Annotated in this window: 9 protein-coding genes; 8 read left to right on the top strand and 1 reads right to left on the bottom strand. The window is 68.3% G+C overall.

The window, feature by feature from the left end; all coding sequences use genetic code 11:
• Positions 1-3 precede the first annotated feature (3 nt).
• Together AC1DGC_RS16220 and AC1DGC_RS16215 are read left to right on the top strand one after the other, a co-directional pair.
• Positions 4-1,002 carry a glycosylasparaginase gene (locus AC1DGC_RS16220; protein ID WP_259208599.1) on the top strand — a complete coding sequence of 333 codons (999 nt, stop codon included), beginning with the start codon at positions 4-6 and terminating at the stop codon, positions 1,000-1,002.
• A gap of 2 nt (positions 1,003-1,004) precedes the next feature.
• Positions 1,005-1,733, top strand: coding sequence for a copper homeostasis protein CutC (locus AC1DGC_RS16215; RefSeq protein ID WP_478048342.1), 729 nt, complete (start codon positions 1,005-1,007; stop codon positions 1,731-1,733).
• Positions 1,734-2,328: 595 nt separating this feature from the next.
• Here AC1DGC_RS16215 and AC1DGC_RS16210 read toward each other — a convergent pair.
• Positions 2,329-5,418 carry a TonB-dependent receptor gene (locus AC1DGC_RS16210; RefSeq protein ID WP_478048341.1) on the bottom strand — a complete coding sequence of 1,030 codons (3,090 nt, stop codon included), beginning with the start codon at positions 5,416-5,418 and terminating at the stop codon, positions 2,329-2,331.
• 630 nt (positions 5,419-6,048) lie between these two features.
• Between AC1DGC_RS16210 and AC1DGC_RS16205 the strand changes: the two genes are divergently transcribed.
• The 6 genes from AC1DGC_RS16205 (at position 6,049) to AC1DGC_RS16180 (ending at position 16,098) form a co-directional block, all read left to right on the top strand.
• Complete coding sequence (locus AC1DGC_RS16205) at positions 6,049-8,520, top strand: GH92 family glycosyl hydrolase (protein WP_478048340.1); 2,472 nt, start codon at positions 6,049-6,051, stop codon at positions 8,518-8,520.
• A gap of 105 nt (positions 8,521-8,625) precedes the next feature.
• Positions 8,626-9,672, top strand: coding sequence for a LacI family DNA-binding transcriptional regulator (locus tag AC1DGC_RS16200; RefSeq protein WP_478048339.1), 1,047 nt, complete (start codon positions 8,626-8,628; stop codon positions 9,670-9,672).
• Between the two features lie 43 nt (positions 9,673-9,715).
• On the top strand, positions 9,716-11,026 hold the full coding sequence (gene fucP, locus AC1DGC_RS16195; RefSeq protein ID WP_259208607.1) for an L-fucose:H+ symporter permease: 1,311 nt from the start codon (positions 9,716-9,718) through the stop codon (positions 11,024-11,026).
• Between the two features lie 7 nt (positions 11,027-11,033).
• A complete protein-coding gene (locus AC1DGC_RS16190; protein WP_394163720.1) occupies positions 11,034-12,029 on the top strand; it encodes a carbohydrate kinase family protein in 996 nt (331 codons plus the stop codon).
• A complete protein-coding gene (locus AC1DGC_RS16185; RefSeq protein WP_478048338.1) occupies positions 12,026-13,234 on the top strand; it encodes an AGE family epimerase/isomerase in 1,209 nt (402 codons plus the stop codon). The genes AC1DGC_RS16190 and AC1DGC_RS16185 overlap by 4 nt, the downstream gene beginning before the upstream one ends.
• A 224-nt stretch (positions 13,235-13,458) precedes the next feature.
• Positions 13,459-16,098, top strand: coding sequence for a beta-mannosidase (locus AC1DGC_RS16180; protein ID WP_478048337.1), 2,640 nt, complete (start codon positions 13,459-13,461; stop codon positions 16,096-16,098).
• Positions 16,099-16,770: the final 672 nt, after the last annotated feature.

Below are 16,770 nucleotides of genomic sequence, written 5' to 3'. Positions count from 1 at the left end.
CAGATGACCGATCGCAGGCAGTTTCTCCAGGCCGGCGCGCTCGCCGCCGGCGCCTTGGCGTTGCCACGCGCACGCGCACAGGGCAGCAACGGCGCGCGGGTAGTGTCCACCTGGGACTTCGGGGTGGGCGCCAACCAGGCGGCGTGGGCGGTGTTGTCCGGCGGCGGCAGCGCGCTGGACGCCGTGGAGGCCGGCGCGCGCTGGGCCGAAAGCGAGCTGTGCAACCCGACGGTGGGGCGCTGCGGCAACCCCGACCGCGACGGCGTGCTCAGCCTGGATGCCAGCATCATGGATGGCGATGGCCGCTGTGGTTCGGTGGCCGCGCTCACCGACATCCTGCATCCGGTCTCGGTGGCCCGCAAAGTGATGGAGAACACCCCGCACGTGATGCTGGTCGGGGAGGGCGCGCAGCAGTTCGCGGTGGCGCAGGGGTTCGAGCGGCAGAGACTGCTCACTCCGGCCGCCGAGAAGGCCTGGCGCGACTGGCTGAAAACCGCGCAGTACACGCCGGAGATCAACGTCGAGCGACGCGGTCGCCCCGGCGACAGCAGCAACCATGACACGCTGGGCATGTTGGCCATCGACGCCACCGGCCGCCTCGCCGGTGCCTGCACCACCAGCGGCATGGCGTGGAAGCTGCATGGCCGGGTCGGCGACAGCCCGATCATCGGTGCCGGCCTGTACGTGGACAACGAGGTGGGCGGCGCCACCGCGTCGGGCGTCGGCGAGGAGATGATGCGCAACGCCGCCTCGTTCCTGGTGGTGGAACTGATGCGCCAGGGCCGCTCGCCGGCCGAGGCCTGCCGCGAGGCGATCGCCCGCCTGGTGCGCAAGCGCCCGGAGGCCAGCAAGACCCTGCAGGTGTGTTTCCTGGCGCTGGACAAGCACGGGCAGGTCGGCGCGTATGCGCTGCACCGGGGTTTCGTGTTCGCGGTGTGCGACAAGGACCGCCAGGACGACCTGCGTGATTCGGCCTCGGTCTACCGCAGCGAGCAGACCTGAGCATGACGCGCCGGCTGCTGGAAATCGCCTCCAATTCGGTCGCCTCCGCGTTGGCCGCGCAGGCCGGTGGCGCCGACCGCATCGAACTGTTCGACAACCTCGCCGAGGGCGGCACCACGCCGTCGCACGGCAGCATCGCGTTGGCGCGCGAGCGCTTGCGGATCCCGCTGTTCGTGTTGATCCGGCCGCGCCCGGGCGATTTTCATTACGGGCCACTGGAGGTGGACATCATGCTGCGTGATGTCGCGCAGTGCCGCGCGCTGGGCTGCGATGGCGTGGTGATCGGCGCGCTGGATGCCGACGGCGGCATCGATATCGCTGTCTGCCACGAACTGGTGCAGGCGGCCGGACCGATGCAGGTCACCTTCCACCGTGCGTTCGATGCGGCACGCGACCTGCCCAGCGCGCTGGAGCAGGTGATCGCGCTCGGCTGCCAGCGCGTCCTGAGCTCCGGTGGCCAGGCCAGTGCGGAAGCCGGCGCGGATCGGTTGGCGTCGCTGGTCGCCCAGGCCACCGGCCGCGTGCGGGTGATGGCCGGGGCAGGGCTCAACGCCGACAACATCGCCACCGTGGCCGCCCGCAGCGGATGCCAGGAGCTGCATGCGTCGGCCAAGGCCGTGCAACGCTCGGCCATTCGCCACCAGAACCCGGCGCTGATCGGATTGTCCGCGGATTGGACCGCCACCGACACCGCGAACGTCGCGGCCCTCCGTGCCGCCCTCGACACGTAGCGCCACGCCATGCGTGGGTGCGCTTTGAACTGGCAGGGCGCGCAGCCACCCATGGGGTGGCTCTACGGGGATACGTTGGGTCACGGTGTGCGTGGGTGCGCTTCGATTTGGCACCGCGCGCAGCCACCCATGGGGTGGCTCTACGGGGCTACGTTGGGTCACGGTGTGTGTGGGTGCGCTTGGATTTTGCACTGCGTGTAGCCACCCATGGGGTGGCTCTACGGGGCTACGGTGGGTCACGGTGTGTGTGGGTGCGCCTCGATTTGGCACCGCGTGTAGCCACCCATGGGGTGGCTCTACGGGGCTACGTTGGGCCACGGTTTGCGTGGGTGCGCTTCGATTTGGCACCGCTTGCAGCCACCCATGGGGTGGCTCTACGGGGCTGCGTTGGGCCGCGGTGTGCGTGGGTGCGCTTCGATTTGACACCGCGTGTAGCCACCCATGGGGTGGCTCTACGGGGACATCGTAGAGCCACGCCATGCGTGGCTGCGCTTCGACCCGACCACGCGGGCGCCACAAAAAACGGCAGCCACCTGTACCAGCGTGGCTGCCGTGGAGGACCGTTATCCCTGCCTCGGGGCAGGGCGGGCGATGCTTAGAACTTCCAGTTCACGCCGAAATACAGCTGGCGGCCGGTGTAGGTGTTGGAGATCAGGCGGGCCTTGCTGTCGCTGCCCAGGTAGATGCGCTGCTCGGACTTGGTGGCGTTGAGCACCGAGGCGGTCAGGGTGAGCGCGTCGGTGAGGTTGTAGGCCACGTTGAGGTCCAGCTGGTCGTACGGCTCGGAATACTGGGTGAGGCCGTTGACCAGCCCGCCCACCACTTCACCGCGACGGTTGTACGAGGCGCGTGCCAGGAACTTCTCGTTCTCGTAGAACAGGGTCACGTTGGCCTGGTTCTTGGCGCTGCCCACCAGCGGCGAGGAGCCGATGTTCTGGCCGTCCAGCACGATCGACGCCAGGTTGGTGTCGTTGTAGGTGTAGTTGGCCTGCACGCCAAAGCCCATCTGGAAGGTGTACTGGCCGTACAGCTCCACGCCCTGCGAGACGCCATCACGGCCGTTGGCTTCGGTTTCGTACTTCTGCACGGTCACCGTCTGGCCGCCGACCGTCATCTGCTGGTCGCGCACCACCGGCACGGTGAAGTTGTCCACGTTCTTGCGGAACAGCGCCGCACCGGCCACCGCGCCGGGCTGGAAATACCACTCCAGGCCGATGTCGAACTGGGTCGCTTCGAACGGCTCCAGGTTCTTGTTGCTGCCGTGCCCGTACCAGCCGGGGGTGTCGGTACCGCCGGCCACGCGACGGTCGTTGCTGTATTCCTCGCTCACATAGCTCAGGCTGCCCGGCGCGGCGATGCTGGTGTAGCCGGGGCGTGCGATGACCTTGGAGGCCGCGCCGCGCAGCACCAGGGTGTCGGTGATGTCCCAGGCGATGTTGAAGCTCGGCAGGAAGTCGGTGTAGGTGCGCTCCAGCGAGGCGAACTCGTAGGTCTTCTCGCGCGCCAGCGCGTCGGGCAGGCGCACGAAACCGCTCTGGCAGACGTAGCCGGTGTTGGAGGCGATCAGCGGGGCGGCGGCCGGGTCGTTGCAGCCCATCGGCGCGCCGGCGGCGTTGTCCTGGAAGTAGTCATTGAACCGTTCGACCGAATCGCTGGACTCGGCGAACTGCTGGGTACGCACCACGCGCACGCCCACGTTGCCGCGCACGCGCTCGGTGCGGAAGTTGGCCTGGAAGTAGCCGGAGTAGATCTTCTCGTTGACGTTGTAGACGAAGTCCTCTTCCTTGCGGCTGTACGAGCCGCCGTACTTCTGGTTGAGGAAGTCGATGTAGGCCGGGTAGTTGATGCCCGGGAACACGTTGGCATTGAAGCCGCCGGCGATGTTGCTGATCGGGCTGGACAGGAAGAAGCCGGGCTGGGCCTCACCGGCGGTGGAATCGCACCCGGCCTGGTAGCGGTTGTTGTCGTAGTCGGCCGGGTCCTTGCCCTGGCACACCCAGTAGGTGTTGCCGGTATTGCGGTGGACCTCGCCGTCGCGGTACTTGGCGCCGAACTGGATCGAGTCCAGCCAGCCGCTTTCGAACAGCTTGGTGACGTCGGCCTGGAAGTAGTTCTGCTTGACGCTGGTCTGCATCCACGATGACCCGGTCGAGCCGGTGTCGATCTCGGCGATGCCGGCCATCAGCTGGTCCTGCAGGTTTGGCGAGAAGGTCACGCTGGGCGTGCCGGTCAGGTCCCAAGCCGTGTAGGTGTTGCCGGACTGCCACACGCCGTCCACCTGGCGGCGCGGCTTTGCCGACATGCCGAAGTTCATCGACGGACCGCCCTCGGACCAGGTCCGGCCACCGGTGAAGGAGGCCTTCCACAGCGGACTGATGTCCCAGTCGATGGTCAGGTCGGCGGTCTGCGAGAGCGCCTTTTCCTTGCTGTAGGTACCGGTCAACTGCGGGGTGGGGATGGTGCAGTCATCCGGGCCCCAGCCGCCGGGCGGCATGCCCGCGGCAGCTGCCTGCTCTTCGCTGCAGTAGTAGGTCTTGCCGGCCAGCTTTTCGTACTGGGCGCCGGTGACGATGCTGCCGCTCGGGTCGAAGTCCAGCCCGTTGAGCAGGCGCCCGCCGGCCCAGTTGCCGTCGCCGTTGAAGCGCGCCAGGTTCCATTCGGGAACCTTCAGCATGTTCTGGGTGTAGTTGCCTTCCAGCTCGAAGCGGAAGTAGTTCGCGGTCAGGGTCAGGTTGTCGATCGGCTTGAACTGGAACGTCAACTGCCCGCCGGTGCGCTCGCGCTTTTCTTCCTTCACGGCGAAGTTCGCCGAGGTGGGCATGAAGAACTCGCTGTAGTTGCGCCCGCTCTGGTCGTTGAAGCCGGACTGGCCCCACCAGTAATGGATGCCGTCCTGGCCCAGCACGTTGCCGTTGGCATCCACGGCATCGGTGCCGTTGCCGTACCACTGGTAGTCCTCGGTGCTCACCTGCATGGTGCGACTGGTGCGCTTCTGCTTGGTCGCGCCGACCAGCACGCCGAAGCGCTCGTCCTGGCTGTGCCAGGAATACAGCGCCGACGCCTGCGGGTCCACGTCGTGGCTGGTATCGGAGGAGGTGCCTTCCAGGTTGACGTAGCCCGAGTTGGCTTCCATCTCCAGCGGGCGCCGGGTATGCAGGATCACCGTGCCGCCGATGCCGCCTTCGTCGATGCGCGCTTCCGGCGACTTGAACAGTTCCGCGCTGGACAGCATGTTCGACGGCAGCAGCGTGTAGTTGAACGACCGCGTGGCCTCGTTGTTGGTTTCCGAGGTCGCCACGTAGTTGCCGTTCAACTGGGTGAGCGTCAGGTCCGGCGCGAGGCCGCGCACGCTGACGGTCTTGCCTTCGCCGCCGCTGCGCTCGATGACCACGCCGGGCACGCGCTGCAGCGCATCGGCCACGTTCTTGTCGGGGAACTTGCCCACGTCCTCGGCGGTGATCACTTCGACCACGGCGTTGGCGTCGCGCTTCTGCTGAAGGCTCTTTTCGATGGCGTAGCGATAACCGGTGACGGTCACGCTGTCGAGCGTGGTGGCCTCTGGCGACGACGCGGGGCTGGCCTGCTGTGCGAAGGCACCGGCCGGCACCATCGCGGCGGCGAACAGCGCGGCGGTAATGGCGGCCGACAGCGTGTCGCGGTTGCGCATGCGGGACATCTTGTTCATTCCACTCTCTCCCTCTCCTGGATTGAAACGGTGGCGATACGTTGTTGAATCGATCTAATGTTTTGGGAGGGCTGTTGCCAGCGCTCAACTCCCGTGCGTCCCGCGTGCTGCCTGGTGGGCCCCCACCCACCGCTCCGGCAATCGTGACCGTTTGAAGTTGGATCGATCTAAACGATTGACGGGGGAATTTTTAGCACGGGCGGGGCAGGGAAGCATGCTGCTCCGCAATATGGCCAAGGACGACCGGGGACCGGGCCGATGACGTCCGAGGGGTGAAAACGTTTTCTTGCGCTGGACGCCGGCAGGGCGTCAGCCGGCGCTCCGCAGGCGACCCTGGGATACGGCGTCGTGGCGTGCACCTTGCCGCAACCACTCGGCGCCGCTTAACCCATACCGGGGTACTCCTGCGGCGACCGGCGTGGCAGCCCCTTCAGGGAGTGACCTCGACCCGGCCATGTTGCGCCGCAGAATGCATCCGTCGAAATCTCCGTGCTTTACTTGAATCGATCTAAATCCACGGCAACGTGGATCTGGACCGGTGCCAGCGGGGGAATGGCTGGCGCGCCACGGCGGGCATCCGCCGTGCCTTTTTCCGTCTGCCGTACCAACATCGACCCACAGGATCCACGCATGCGCCGACTGCCGTCCGTCATCGCCGTTACCCCGTTGCACCGCCCACTGCCGCGCCTGGCCTGCCTGCTCGCGCTGGCCTTCGCGCCGGTCCTGCAGGCCGCCGCGCCGGTCGCGCTGGAGCGCGAGGTCAACACCTTCATCGGCAGCAAGGATGACGGCAACACCTTCCCGGGCGCATCGGCCCCGTTCGGCCTGATCCAGGTGAGCCCGATCGGCGAGCATTACGCCGGCTGGCGCTACGACGACCCGAAGATCCGCGGCTTCGGCCATTCGTTCCTGTCCGGTGCCGGCTGCTGGGAGCAGGGCGGTCAGGTCTCGGTACTGCCGGTCACCGGCAGCATCGGCAAGGGCGGCGACTTCAACACCGACGATGCCAAGAGCTTCGACCACAAGCGCTATGCCGCCAGCTACACCCACGACGGCGAGATCGGCCAGGCCGGCTACTACAAGGTTCGCCTGACCAGCTACGGCGGCATCGATGCCGAGGCCACCGCCCGCACCCGTGCCGCCGCCGAGCGCTACACCTTCCCCGCCGATGCCGGGACCGGCCATGTACTGGTCAACGTCGGCCAGGCCAACGAGCGCCATTCGGTGATCGGCAGCGTCATCGACGTGGTCGGCGACCGCGCGGTGGAAGGCAAGCTGGTCACCAAAAGCTTCTGCGGCGGCCACCAGTACACCACCTGGTTCCGCATCGAATTCGACCGCCCGTTCAAGGCGTTCGGTACCTGGGGCGAAGAGGGCGGCCTGGCCGGCGCGCGCCACCGCATGGAAGGCGAGCAGAAGCCCAGCGGCGCCTGGTTGAGCTTCGACGTCGGCAAGGACGGGAAGCGCGCGGTCACTGCGATCAGCGCCATCTCGCACGTGGATGCAGAAGGCGCGCGCAACAACCTGCGCAGCGAGGGCATGCAGGGCGGCAAGCTGCTCGGCTTCGAGCAGATGCGCACCCGGTCGCAGCAACAGTGGCGCCGCGAGCTGGCCACCACGCGCGTGCAGGGCGGCACCACCGACGACCGCACCGTGTTCTATTCCGCGCTTTACCACGCCCTGTTGCAGCCGCTGACCGGCAGCGATGCCGACGGTCGTTACCGCGGGTACGACGATGCCATCCATCGCGCCGACGGCTGGACCTATTACGAGTATTTCTCGCTGTGGGATACCTACCGCGCGCAGAACCAGTGGCTGGCCTTGACCCGCCCCAGCGTGGCGCGCGACATCGGCCGCAGCCTGCTGGCCATCAACGAACAGGGCGGTTGGCTGCCGCGCTGGGGCTATGCCAACTTCGAGACCAACATCATGACCGGCGACCCGGTCACCCCGTTCCTGGTCGACCTGTGGCGCTTCGGTGCCCTCGCCGGGCGCGAGGGCGAGGCCTACACGGCGCTGCGCCGCAATGCCTTCGAACAGCCGCCGCTCAACTCTCGCCACGCCGGCCGTTCCGGCAACCCCGGTTACGTGGAAAACGGCTATGTGGCCTATGACCGCGCCTTCCCCTCCAAGGGCATGGACGTGGACCCGCACCACGGCGGTTCGGCCACGCTGGAATACGCGCTGGCCGACTGCGCGCTGGCACAGATGGCCGATGGCCTCGGCCACGCCGACGATGCGGCCACGCTGCGTACGCGTGGCGGCAACTGGCACAAGGTGTGGGACCCGCAGGTGCGCGATGAGGAGACCGGCATGAGCGGCTTCCCGCGCCCGCGCATGGACGATGGCAAGTGGTACGTGCCCTCCGACGGCCACTACAGCCCGCGTTCGCACCATGGGTTCCACGAAGGCACCGCGTGGCAGTACCAGTGGCTGGCGCAGCAGGACATGCCGGGCCTGGTCCAGGCCATGCACGGCCGCGAACAGGCCGGCAAGCGCCTGGATGCGTTCTTCGCCTACGACGCGCTGGTGCAGTCGCCGCTGACCGCCGCGCGCAAGGAATGGGTGGTGGGCCCGTACAGCTACTACAACCAGTACCGCTACAACCCCAACAACGAACCGGACCTGCACGCGCCGTGGATGTACACGCTGATCGGCCAGCCGTGGAAGACCGCCACGGTGGTGCGCGCCGCCCAGCAGTTGTTCACCAATGCGCCCAACGGCGTGACCGGCAATGACGACCTGGGCACGATGTCGGCCTGGTACCTGTTCAGTGCGATCGGCCTGTACCCGGCGGTGCCGGGCAGTGGGCAGTTCCTGCTGCATACCCCGCGCTTTGCCAAGGTCGAGGTGGACCTGGGCACCGGCCGCACCCTGACCGTCGCCGCCGCTGGTGCCGACGGGCGCCGCCTGCAGTATGTGCAGGGCGTGCAGGTGGACGGCCAGGACCACGCCCCGGTGTGGTTGGACTGGGCCCGGCTGCAGCAGGGCGGGCGCATCGCGTTCGCCCTGGGGACGGACGCGCCGACCACCGGCTGGGGCACCCGTGCCGAGGCGCTGCCGCGTTCGTTCTGCGCCACCCCGGGTGCGGTGCTGGAATGATCCGTCGCAGCGGCCGCAGCCCCTACCTGACCGACGGCACGGGCACGGTCCGCTTGCCGATGCGATCGTTTAGGCTTGCGGCATGACAAGGAACGGGCAGACAGCATGAACGACAAGGCCACCCCCGCAGGCAAGGGATCGCGCGCGGTCACCGTGACCGACATCGCCGAGGCGATCGGCGTGTCGCGGGCGACCGTGTCGCTGGTGCTGCGGGGCAGTCCGCTGGTCAACGTGGACACCCGTGCGCGGGTCGAGGCCGAACTGCGCCGGCAGCGCTACGTCTACAACCGTGGCGCGGCCAACCTGCGCCGGCGCACGTCCTCGAGCGTGGCCCTGGTGATCAACGACCTGTCCAACCCGTTCTTCGCCGAATTCGCCTCCGGGGTGGATGAGGCGCTGGGTGCCAAGGGCTTCGTGACCCTGCTCGGCAGTACCGGCGAATCGCCGCAACGCCAGCAGGCGGTGTTGAGCACGCTGATGGAGCACACCCCGGCCGGGTTGATCCTGTCACCGGCCGAAGGCAGCGATGCCAGCGAACTGCGCCAGGTGCTGGGGTTCAACGCCAACGTGCTGCTGTTCAACCGCGAGCCGCCCGGTGCCGACTGGGACTTCCTTACCCTGGACAACCAGCAGGGCGCCTACCTGGCCACCCGCCACCTGATCGAGCGCGGCCACGAGCGCATCGCGTTCTTCGGTGGCCACGCCGACTCCAGCTCCTGCCACCAGCGTCGCCTCGGCTACGCGCAGGCGCTGGCCGAAGCGGGCAGCGCGGTGCACCCGGACTGGCTGATCGAATCGGCGCCGAATCGTCTTGAAGCCGCCGCGCGCACCAACGAACTGTTCGCGCGCGATCCGGTGCCCACCGCCGCGGTCTGCTACAACGACAGCGTGGCGCTGGGGCTGATGCTGGGCCTGGCCTCGCGCGGGGTGCGGCCCGGCGTCGATTTCGCGGTGACCGGGTTCGATGACATTTCCGAAGCAGCCGTCGCCCTGCCGCCGCTGACCACGCTCACGGTCAATCCGCGCGAGCGCGGCCGCCAGGCGGCCGAGCTGCTGCTGCAGCGGCTGGACCATCCCGACGCGGCGCCCCAACGCACCGTGGCGCCGGTACAACTGCGCATCCGCGCCAGCAGCGGCCCCGTGGCCGCGTGATGGCGCTTCCTTCCACCTGCTCGCGCAATGAGGCGCGTACCTGATGCCCATCTCTCCAACGCCCCGACTGCCGTCTTCGCCTGCGTCCGCGCCCGTGGTCAACACGCGCATGGCCCTCGCCGTGGCGACCACGATCTTCTTCATGTGGGGCTTCCTGACGTGCCTCAACGACATCCTCATCCCGCACCTGAAGGCGGTGTTCGAACTGAACTACGCCAAGGCGATGCTGGTGCAGTTCACGTTCTTCGGCACCTATTTCCTGATGTCGCTGCCGGCCGGCCGGCTGGTCGCGCACCTGGGCTACAAGAAGGGCATCGTGGCCGGCCTGGCGATCGCCGCGGTGGGCGCGCTCGGCTTCTGGCCGGCGGCCGAACTGCGGGTGTATGAAGCCTTCCTCGGCGCGTTGTTCGTGCTCGCCACCGGCATCACCGTGCTGCAGGTGGCGGCCAATCCGTACGTGGCGCTGCTTGGCCCGGAGCAGACCGCCTCGAGCCGGCTGACCCTGGCCCAGGCGCTGAACTCGCTGGGCACCGCGATCGCGCCGATTTTCGGCGGCCTGCTGATCCTCGGCAACACGGTCAAGAGTGCCGACGAACTGGCTGCGCTGCCGTCGGCCGAGCAGATCGCCTATCGCGTGCAGGAAGCGCAGTCGGTGCAGGGCCCCTACGTGGGCCTGGCCATCGCGCTGGCGTTGCTGGCGGTGTTCGTCTACCTGTTCCGTCTGCCGGCGCTGACCGAAACCACCGAGCAGGCCGACAGCGGCACGCACACCCTGCTCGACGCGCTGCGCCACAAGCACGTGCTGTTCGGCGTGCTGGCGATCTTCTTCTACGTGGGCGCCGAGGTGTCGATCGGCAGCTTCCTGGTCAACTACCTGTCGATGCCGTCCATCGGCGGCTTCACCGAACAGCAGGCCACCCACTATGTGTCGGCGTACTGGACGCTGGCGATGATCGGCCGGTTCGCCGGTTCGGCGATCATGACCCGTTTCTCGCCGCGCCTGCTGCTGACCCTGTTCGCGGCGGTCAACGTGCTGCTGCTGGCGCTGACCATGCTCGCCACCGGCCACGTGGCGCTGTACGCGGTGGTGGCGGTGGGCCTGTTCAACTCGATCATGTTCCCGACCATCTTCGCGCTGAGCATCGAGCGCCTGGGCCCGTTGACCAACAAGGCGTCCAGCCTGCTGATCATGGCGATCGTCGGGGGCGCGGTGGTGCCGTACCTGCAGGGCGTGCTGGCCGACCACATCGGCTTGCAGCCGTCCTTCATCCTGCCGCTGGTCTGCTACGGCTACATCATTTTCTATGGCCTGTCGGGTTCGCGCCCGAGCGCCGCATTCCGCCAGGGAGCCTGAGGCCCGAATGAGCAAGATTGTCTGTTTCGGCGAGATTTTGATCGATCTACTCGCCCAACCACCGGCCAACGCGGACACCCCGCGCGCGTTCCTGCAGTACGCCGGTGGCGCGCCGGCCAACGTTGCGGTGGCCGCCGCGCGGCTGGGTGCCGATACCCATTTCGCCGGCATGCTCGGCCAGGACATGTTCGGCGACTTCCTCGCCGACAGCCTGGCCCAGGCCGGCGTGGCCACCGACTGCATCGTGCGCACCGATGCCGCCAAGACCGCGCTGGCTTTCGTGGCGCTGGACGCACATGGCGAGCGCAGTTTCAGTTTCTACCGGCCGCCGGCGGCGGACCTGCTGTTCCGCAGCGAGCACTTCCAGCCCACCTGTTTCGAGGGCACGCGCAGCTTCCATGTGTGCTCCAACAGCCTGACCGAGGCGGAGATCGCCGCGACCACGCTGGACGGCATGCGCCGCGCCCGCGCGGCCGGGGCGATGGTCAGCATCGACCTCAACCTGCGCCCCGCGCTGTGGCCGACCGGGGTCGACCCGCTGCCGCGGCTGTGGGAAGCGCTGGTGCTGGCCGAGCTGGTCAAGCTGTCGCGCGAGGAGCTGGATTACCTGGCCGCCGCGCAGGCCGGCGGCGCCGACGCAGTCATCGCGCGGCTGCTGGCCGCGCAGGCGCAGGCGGTGGTGGTCACCGACGGCGCCGCACCGATCCGTTGGCACACCCGCCACGCGCAGGGCGTGCTCACCGGCTTCCGCGTGCAGACCGTGGACTCCACCGCCGCAGGCGATGCCTTCGTCGGCGGCCTGCTGTTCGGCATCGGCGAGCGCGGCGGGGATGGCAGCGGCTTCGCCGACTTCTGCCAGGACCCGGCCGCACTCACCGGCGCGATCCGTTTCGGCGCTGCGGTCGGCGCGCTCGCGGTCACCCGCAAGGGTGCGTTCGCCGCCATGCCCAGCCTTGATGAAGTCCACCAACTGCTGCAGCAGCAACAGGAAGACGCCGCATGACCACCGCCTCCAACGGCACGCCCGTTCCGCCGACCCCCGATTTCCGTTCGCCCGCGTTCCTGCGCGCGCACATCGCGCAGACCATGGCGTTCTACCAGCCGCACGAGATCGACCCGAACGGCGGCTTCTTCCACTACTACCGTGACGATGGCAGCGTGTACGACACCGCGCATCGGCACCTGGTCAGCAGCACCCGCTTCGTGTTCAACCATGCCATGGCCTACCGCGAGTTCGGCAAGGCAGAGGACCTGGCGGCCGTCGAACACGGCCTGCGCTACCTGCGCGATGTCCACCGCAACCCGGCTACCGGCGGCTACGCCTGGACGCTGCGCGATGGCGTGGTCGAAGACGCCACCAACCACTGTTACGGCGTGGCCTTCGTGCTGCTGGCCTACAGCTGTGCGCTCAAGGCCGGCATCAGCGAGGCCCGTGCGTGGATGGACGAGACCTGGCAGCTGCTGGAACGTCGGTTCTGGGAGCCGGAATTCGGCCTGTACAAGGACGAAGCCGACGCAGAGTGGAACTTCAGCGACTACCGCGGCCAGAACGCCAACATGCACATGTGCGAGGCGATGCTGGCCGCGTTCGAGGCCAGCGGCGAGCAGCGCTACTTGGCGCGCGCGCTGTTGCTGGCCGACCACATGACCCGCCGCCAGGCCGCGCAGGGCGATGGCCTGGTGTGGGAACACTACGACCGGCAATGGCAGATCGACTGGGACTACAACCGCGACAATCCCAAGCACCTGTTCCGTCCATGGGGCTTCCAGCCCGGCCACCAGACCGAGTGGGCCAAGCTGCTGTTGATCCTGGACCGGCACGTGCAGGCCGACTGGCTGCTGCCGACGGCCCGGCATCTGTTCGACGTCGCGGTCGAGCGCAGCTGGGATGCCGCGCGCGGTGGGCTGTACTACGGCTTCGCCCCCGATGGCAGCGTCTGCGATGACGACAAGTATTTCTGGGTGCAGGCCGAGTCGCTGGCCACCGCCGCGCTGCTGGCCAGGCGCACGGGCGATGCGCAGTACTGGGACTGGTACGACCGGCTGTGGGGTTACGCCTGGCAGCACATGATCGACCACCGCTACGGTGCGTGGTATCGCATCCTGGACGCGGACAACGGCAAGTACAGCGACGAGAAGAGCCCGGCAGGCAAGACCGATTACCACACCATGGGCGCGAGCTACGAAGTGCTCAACGTGGTGCGTTGAACAGGTAGAGCCGACCGTTGGTCGGCTGCCCAAACCCCGGTAGAGCCGACCGTTGGTCGGCTACCCAGACCCCGTAGAGCCGACCGTTGGTCGGCTGCTCAAATCCCCATAGAGCCGACCGTTGGTCGGCTACCCAAATCCCCGTAGAGCCGACCGTTGGTCGGCTGCCCAAACCCCGTAGAGCCGACCGTTGGTCGGCTGCTCCCGCAACCAGGCACATCACCATGCGCGCGCACCGCCGTCTCCATGTCGTTGCACCGGCCTGCTGGCTGTTGCTGGTCCTGCTGGCAGCCTGGGCACTGCCCGTCGCTGCCGCCCCGCTGGCGGCGGACTGGTCATTCCGCCTGCTGCCCGGTGACGCGCGCGGTGCCGCACACCCCGGCCTGCAGCAGTGGCGCCCGGCACAGGTGCCCGGCGCGGTGCACACCGACCTGCTCGCGCACGGCTTGATTCCCGATCCCTACGTGGGCGCGCCCGAGGCGGGCCTGCAATGGATCGGGCTGGCCAGCTGGGAGTATCGCGCCCGCTTCGACGTGGACGCCGCCACGCTGGCGCGCGCGCACGCCGAGCTGGCGTTCCATGGCCTGGATACCTTCGCCACGGTCAGTTTGAACGGCGCGCCCCTGCTGCAGGCCGACAACAGCCATCGCACTTGGCGTGCGCGCGTGGATGGCCGGTTGCGCGCCACCGGCAACGAACTGCGCATCGTGCTGCGCTCGCCGATCAGCACCCTGCTGCCAGGCGTGCAGGCGATGCCGCACAAGATCGCCGGCAATTACCCGTCGCCGTACGGCGATGAGCCCAAGGACGCGATGGTCGGCAACTTCGTGCGCAAGCCGGGCTACCACTTCGGCTGGGATTGGGGCCCGCGTTACGTGACCGCCGGCCTCTGGCGCCCGGTGCAGCTGGAAAGCTGGGATGCGCAGCGCCTGACCGCGCTGGCCGTGCAGACCCGCGCGCTGGATGCGGACCATGCCGATCTGGCGGTCACGCTGCAGGTGGAAAGCGCCGCGCCCGGCAATGCCGCGGTGCGCGTGGAGATCCTGGATCCGGACGGTGTGTCGGTGGCCCGCATGGATCGTGACGCCGCACTGCAGGCCGGGGACAACGCCATTGCCGTGCCGGTCTCGCTCAAACAGCCGCGCCGCTGGTGGCCGGCCGGCCAGGGGGAGCAGGCGCGCTATACCGTGCGCGCCACGCTCGCCCCGGGTGCTGCCGACGCGACCGGTATCGAACAACGCATCGGGCTGCGCACGGTGGAGCTGCGCCGCGAGGTGGACCGCCAGGGCGGGCAGGGCTTTGCCTTCGTCATCAATGGCGTGCCGATCTTCGCCAAGGGCGCCAACGTGATCCCGTTCGACATGTTTCCCGCGCGCGTGGACGCCGCGCGCATCCGTCGCGAGCTCACCGCCGCGCGCGATGCCAACATGAACATGCTGCGCAACTGGGGCGGCGGCTATTACGAGGACGACGTCTTCTTCGACATCGCCGACGAGCTGGGCCTGCTGGTCTGGCAGGACTTCATGTTCGGCGGCGGCATGCAGCCCGGCTACGATCCCGCATTCCGCGCCAACGTGGTGGCCGAGGCCCGCGACAACGTGCGCCGGTTGCGGCACCACCCCAGCGTGGTGCTGTGGTGTGGCAACAACGAAGAAGAGACGGCCTGGAAGGACTGGGGGCATGGCCGCGACCTGGCCGCCGCCGATCCGGCCTTCGCCGCCAGGGTGTGGCAGGGCTACGTGGACCTGTTCGGCAATGACCTGCGCCAGGTCGTGGCCGAGGAGGGGCTGGGCGTGCCGTACTGGTCCAGTTCGCCCGGCAACGACCTGGACGAGAAGGCCAACGATTCCACCCGCGGCGACAAGCACTACTGGCAGGTGTGGGGCAACCCCGCGCTGCCGGTGAGCGCCTACCTGCGCGAGACCCCGCGCTTCATGTCCGAGTACGGCCTGCAGGCGTGGCCGGTGCTGCGCACGCTGGACGGGATCATTCCCGCTGCCGAGCAGCAGGTGGACAGTGCCACGGTGCGCGCGCACCAGAAGTTCATGGCGGGCGAGGGCAACCAGCGCCTGCTCAAGTACATCGAAGAGGAATACGGTACGCCGCGCGATTTCCCGGCGTTCGTCTACCTCAGCCAGGTGATGCAGGCCGATGGCATCCAGCTGGCCGCGCTGCACCACCGCGCCTCGCGCCCGTACACGATGGGTTCGCTGTACTGGCAGCTCAACGACGTGTGGCCGGGTGCGTCGTGGTCCAGCATCGATTACGCCGGGCGCTGGAAGGCGCTGCACTTCCACGCCAGGCGCTTCTTTGCCGACCAGGCGGTGGCCGCACTGCGCGACGACGGCGTGACCCGCATCAGCCTGCTCAACGACCGCCAGCAGGGCCTGCGGGCGACCTGGCGTCTGCGGGTGATGGATCTCGACGGCACGCTCCGCCACACCCGGCGAAAGACGGTGGACGTGCCACCGCTGGCCGCGCTGGAGGTGGGCCGATTCGACGACACCACGCTGCTGAAGGGCGCCGACCCGACGCGCACGGTGGCCGTCGTCGAGCTGCTGGATGGCGCGCGGGTGCTGTCGCGGCAGGCGGTGTACTTCGTGGCGGCCAAGGATCTCGCGCTGGCACCGGTGACGATCGACACCGACCTGCGCGCCGATGGCCAGGGTTACGTGCTGCGGCTGCGCGCCCCGCAGTGGGTACGCGCGTTGTGGATCGCGTTCGAGGGGCACGATGCCACGCTGGACGACAACGCCCTGGACCTGCTCCCGGGCGAAACCGTGACCCTCCATCTACGCAGCGACGCCGACCTCACCACCCTGCGCCGCAGCCTGCGCCTCACCTCGTTGACCGACACCCGGTAGCGCCCGGCCAAGCCCACACGTAGAGCCACGCCATGCGTGGCGGACGCGCCCATGATGCCCGTAGAGCCACGCCATGCGTGGCTGACGCGCGGTGTGGTCCGCGCGAAGAGCATCCACGCATGGCGTGGATCTACGGGTTGGGCCCCCGCGGCGGCGCACACAGCGGCTGACGCGATGCAGGATTCCCGTAGAGCCACGCCATGCGTGGCTGACGCGCGGTGTGGTCCGCGCGAACAGCATCCACGCATGGCGTGGATCTACGCGGTGGGCCTCGGGGCGGCGCACACAGCGGCTGACGCGATGCAGGATTTCCGTAGAGCCACGCCATGCGTGGCTGACGCGAGGCGTGGTCCGGGCGAACAGCATCCAAGCATGGCGTGGATCTACGGGTTGGGTCCCCGCGGCGGCTCACACAGCGGCTGACGCGATGCAGGATTCCCGTATAGCCACGCCATGCGTGGCTGACGCGGGGTGTGGTCCGCGCGAAGAGCATCCACGCATGGCGTGGATCTACGGGTCCGGTTCCCGCGGCGGCGTACACAGAGGCTGACGCGATGCGGGATTCCCGTAGAGCCACGCCATGCGTGGCTGACGCGAGGTGTGGGCCGCGCGAACAGCATCCACGCATGGCGTGGATCTACGGGTTGGGTCGCCCCTTGGCGGGACACACAG

This window comes from Stenotrophomonas sp. 05N37, assembly GCF_056397365.1.
Note: the sequence above shows the minus strand (reverse complement) of the source record. Positions and strands in the feature narration are given on the sequence as shown.

What these genes read in the sequence shown, in the direction of transcription:
- AC1DGC_RS16220 (WP_259208599.1), top strand. Translation starts at nt 4, where the DNA reads ATGACCGATCGCAGGCAGTTTCTCCAGGCCGGCGCGCTCGCCGCCGGC.
- AC1DGC_RS16215 (WP_478048342.1), top strand. Translation starts at nt 1,005, where the DNA reads ATGACGCGCCGGCTGCTGGAAATCGCCTCCAATTCGGTCGCCTCCGCG.
- AC1DGC_RS16210 (WP_478048341.1), bottom strand. Translation starts at nt 5,418, where the DNA reads ATGAACAAGATGTCCCGCATGCGCAACCGCGACACGCTGTCGGCCGCC.
- AC1DGC_RS16205 (WP_478048340.1), top strand. Translation starts at nt 6,049, where the DNA reads ATGCGCCGACTGCCGTCCGTCATCGCCGTTACCCCGTTGCACCGCCCA.
- AC1DGC_RS16200 (WP_478048339.1), top strand. Translation starts at nt 8,626, where the DNA reads ATGAACGACAAGGCCACCCCCGCAGGCAAGGGATCGCGCGCGGTCACC.
- fucP (WP_259208607.1), top strand. Translation starts at nt 9,716, where the DNA reads ATGCCCATCTCTCCAACGCCCCGACTGCCGTCTTCGCCTGCGTCCGCG.
- AC1DGC_RS16190 (WP_394163720.1), top strand. Translation starts at nt 11,034, where the DNA reads ATGAGCAAGATTGTCTGTTTCGGCGAGATTTTGATCGATCTACTCGCC.
- AC1DGC_RS16185 (WP_478048338.1), top strand. Translation starts at nt 12,026, where the DNA reads ATGACCACCGCCTCCAACGGCACGCCCGTTCCGCCGACCCCCGATTTC.
- AC1DGC_RS16180 (WP_478048337.1), top strand. Translation starts at nt 13,459, where the DNA reads ATGCGCGCGCACCGCCGTCTCCATGTCGTTGCACCGGCCTGCTGGCTG.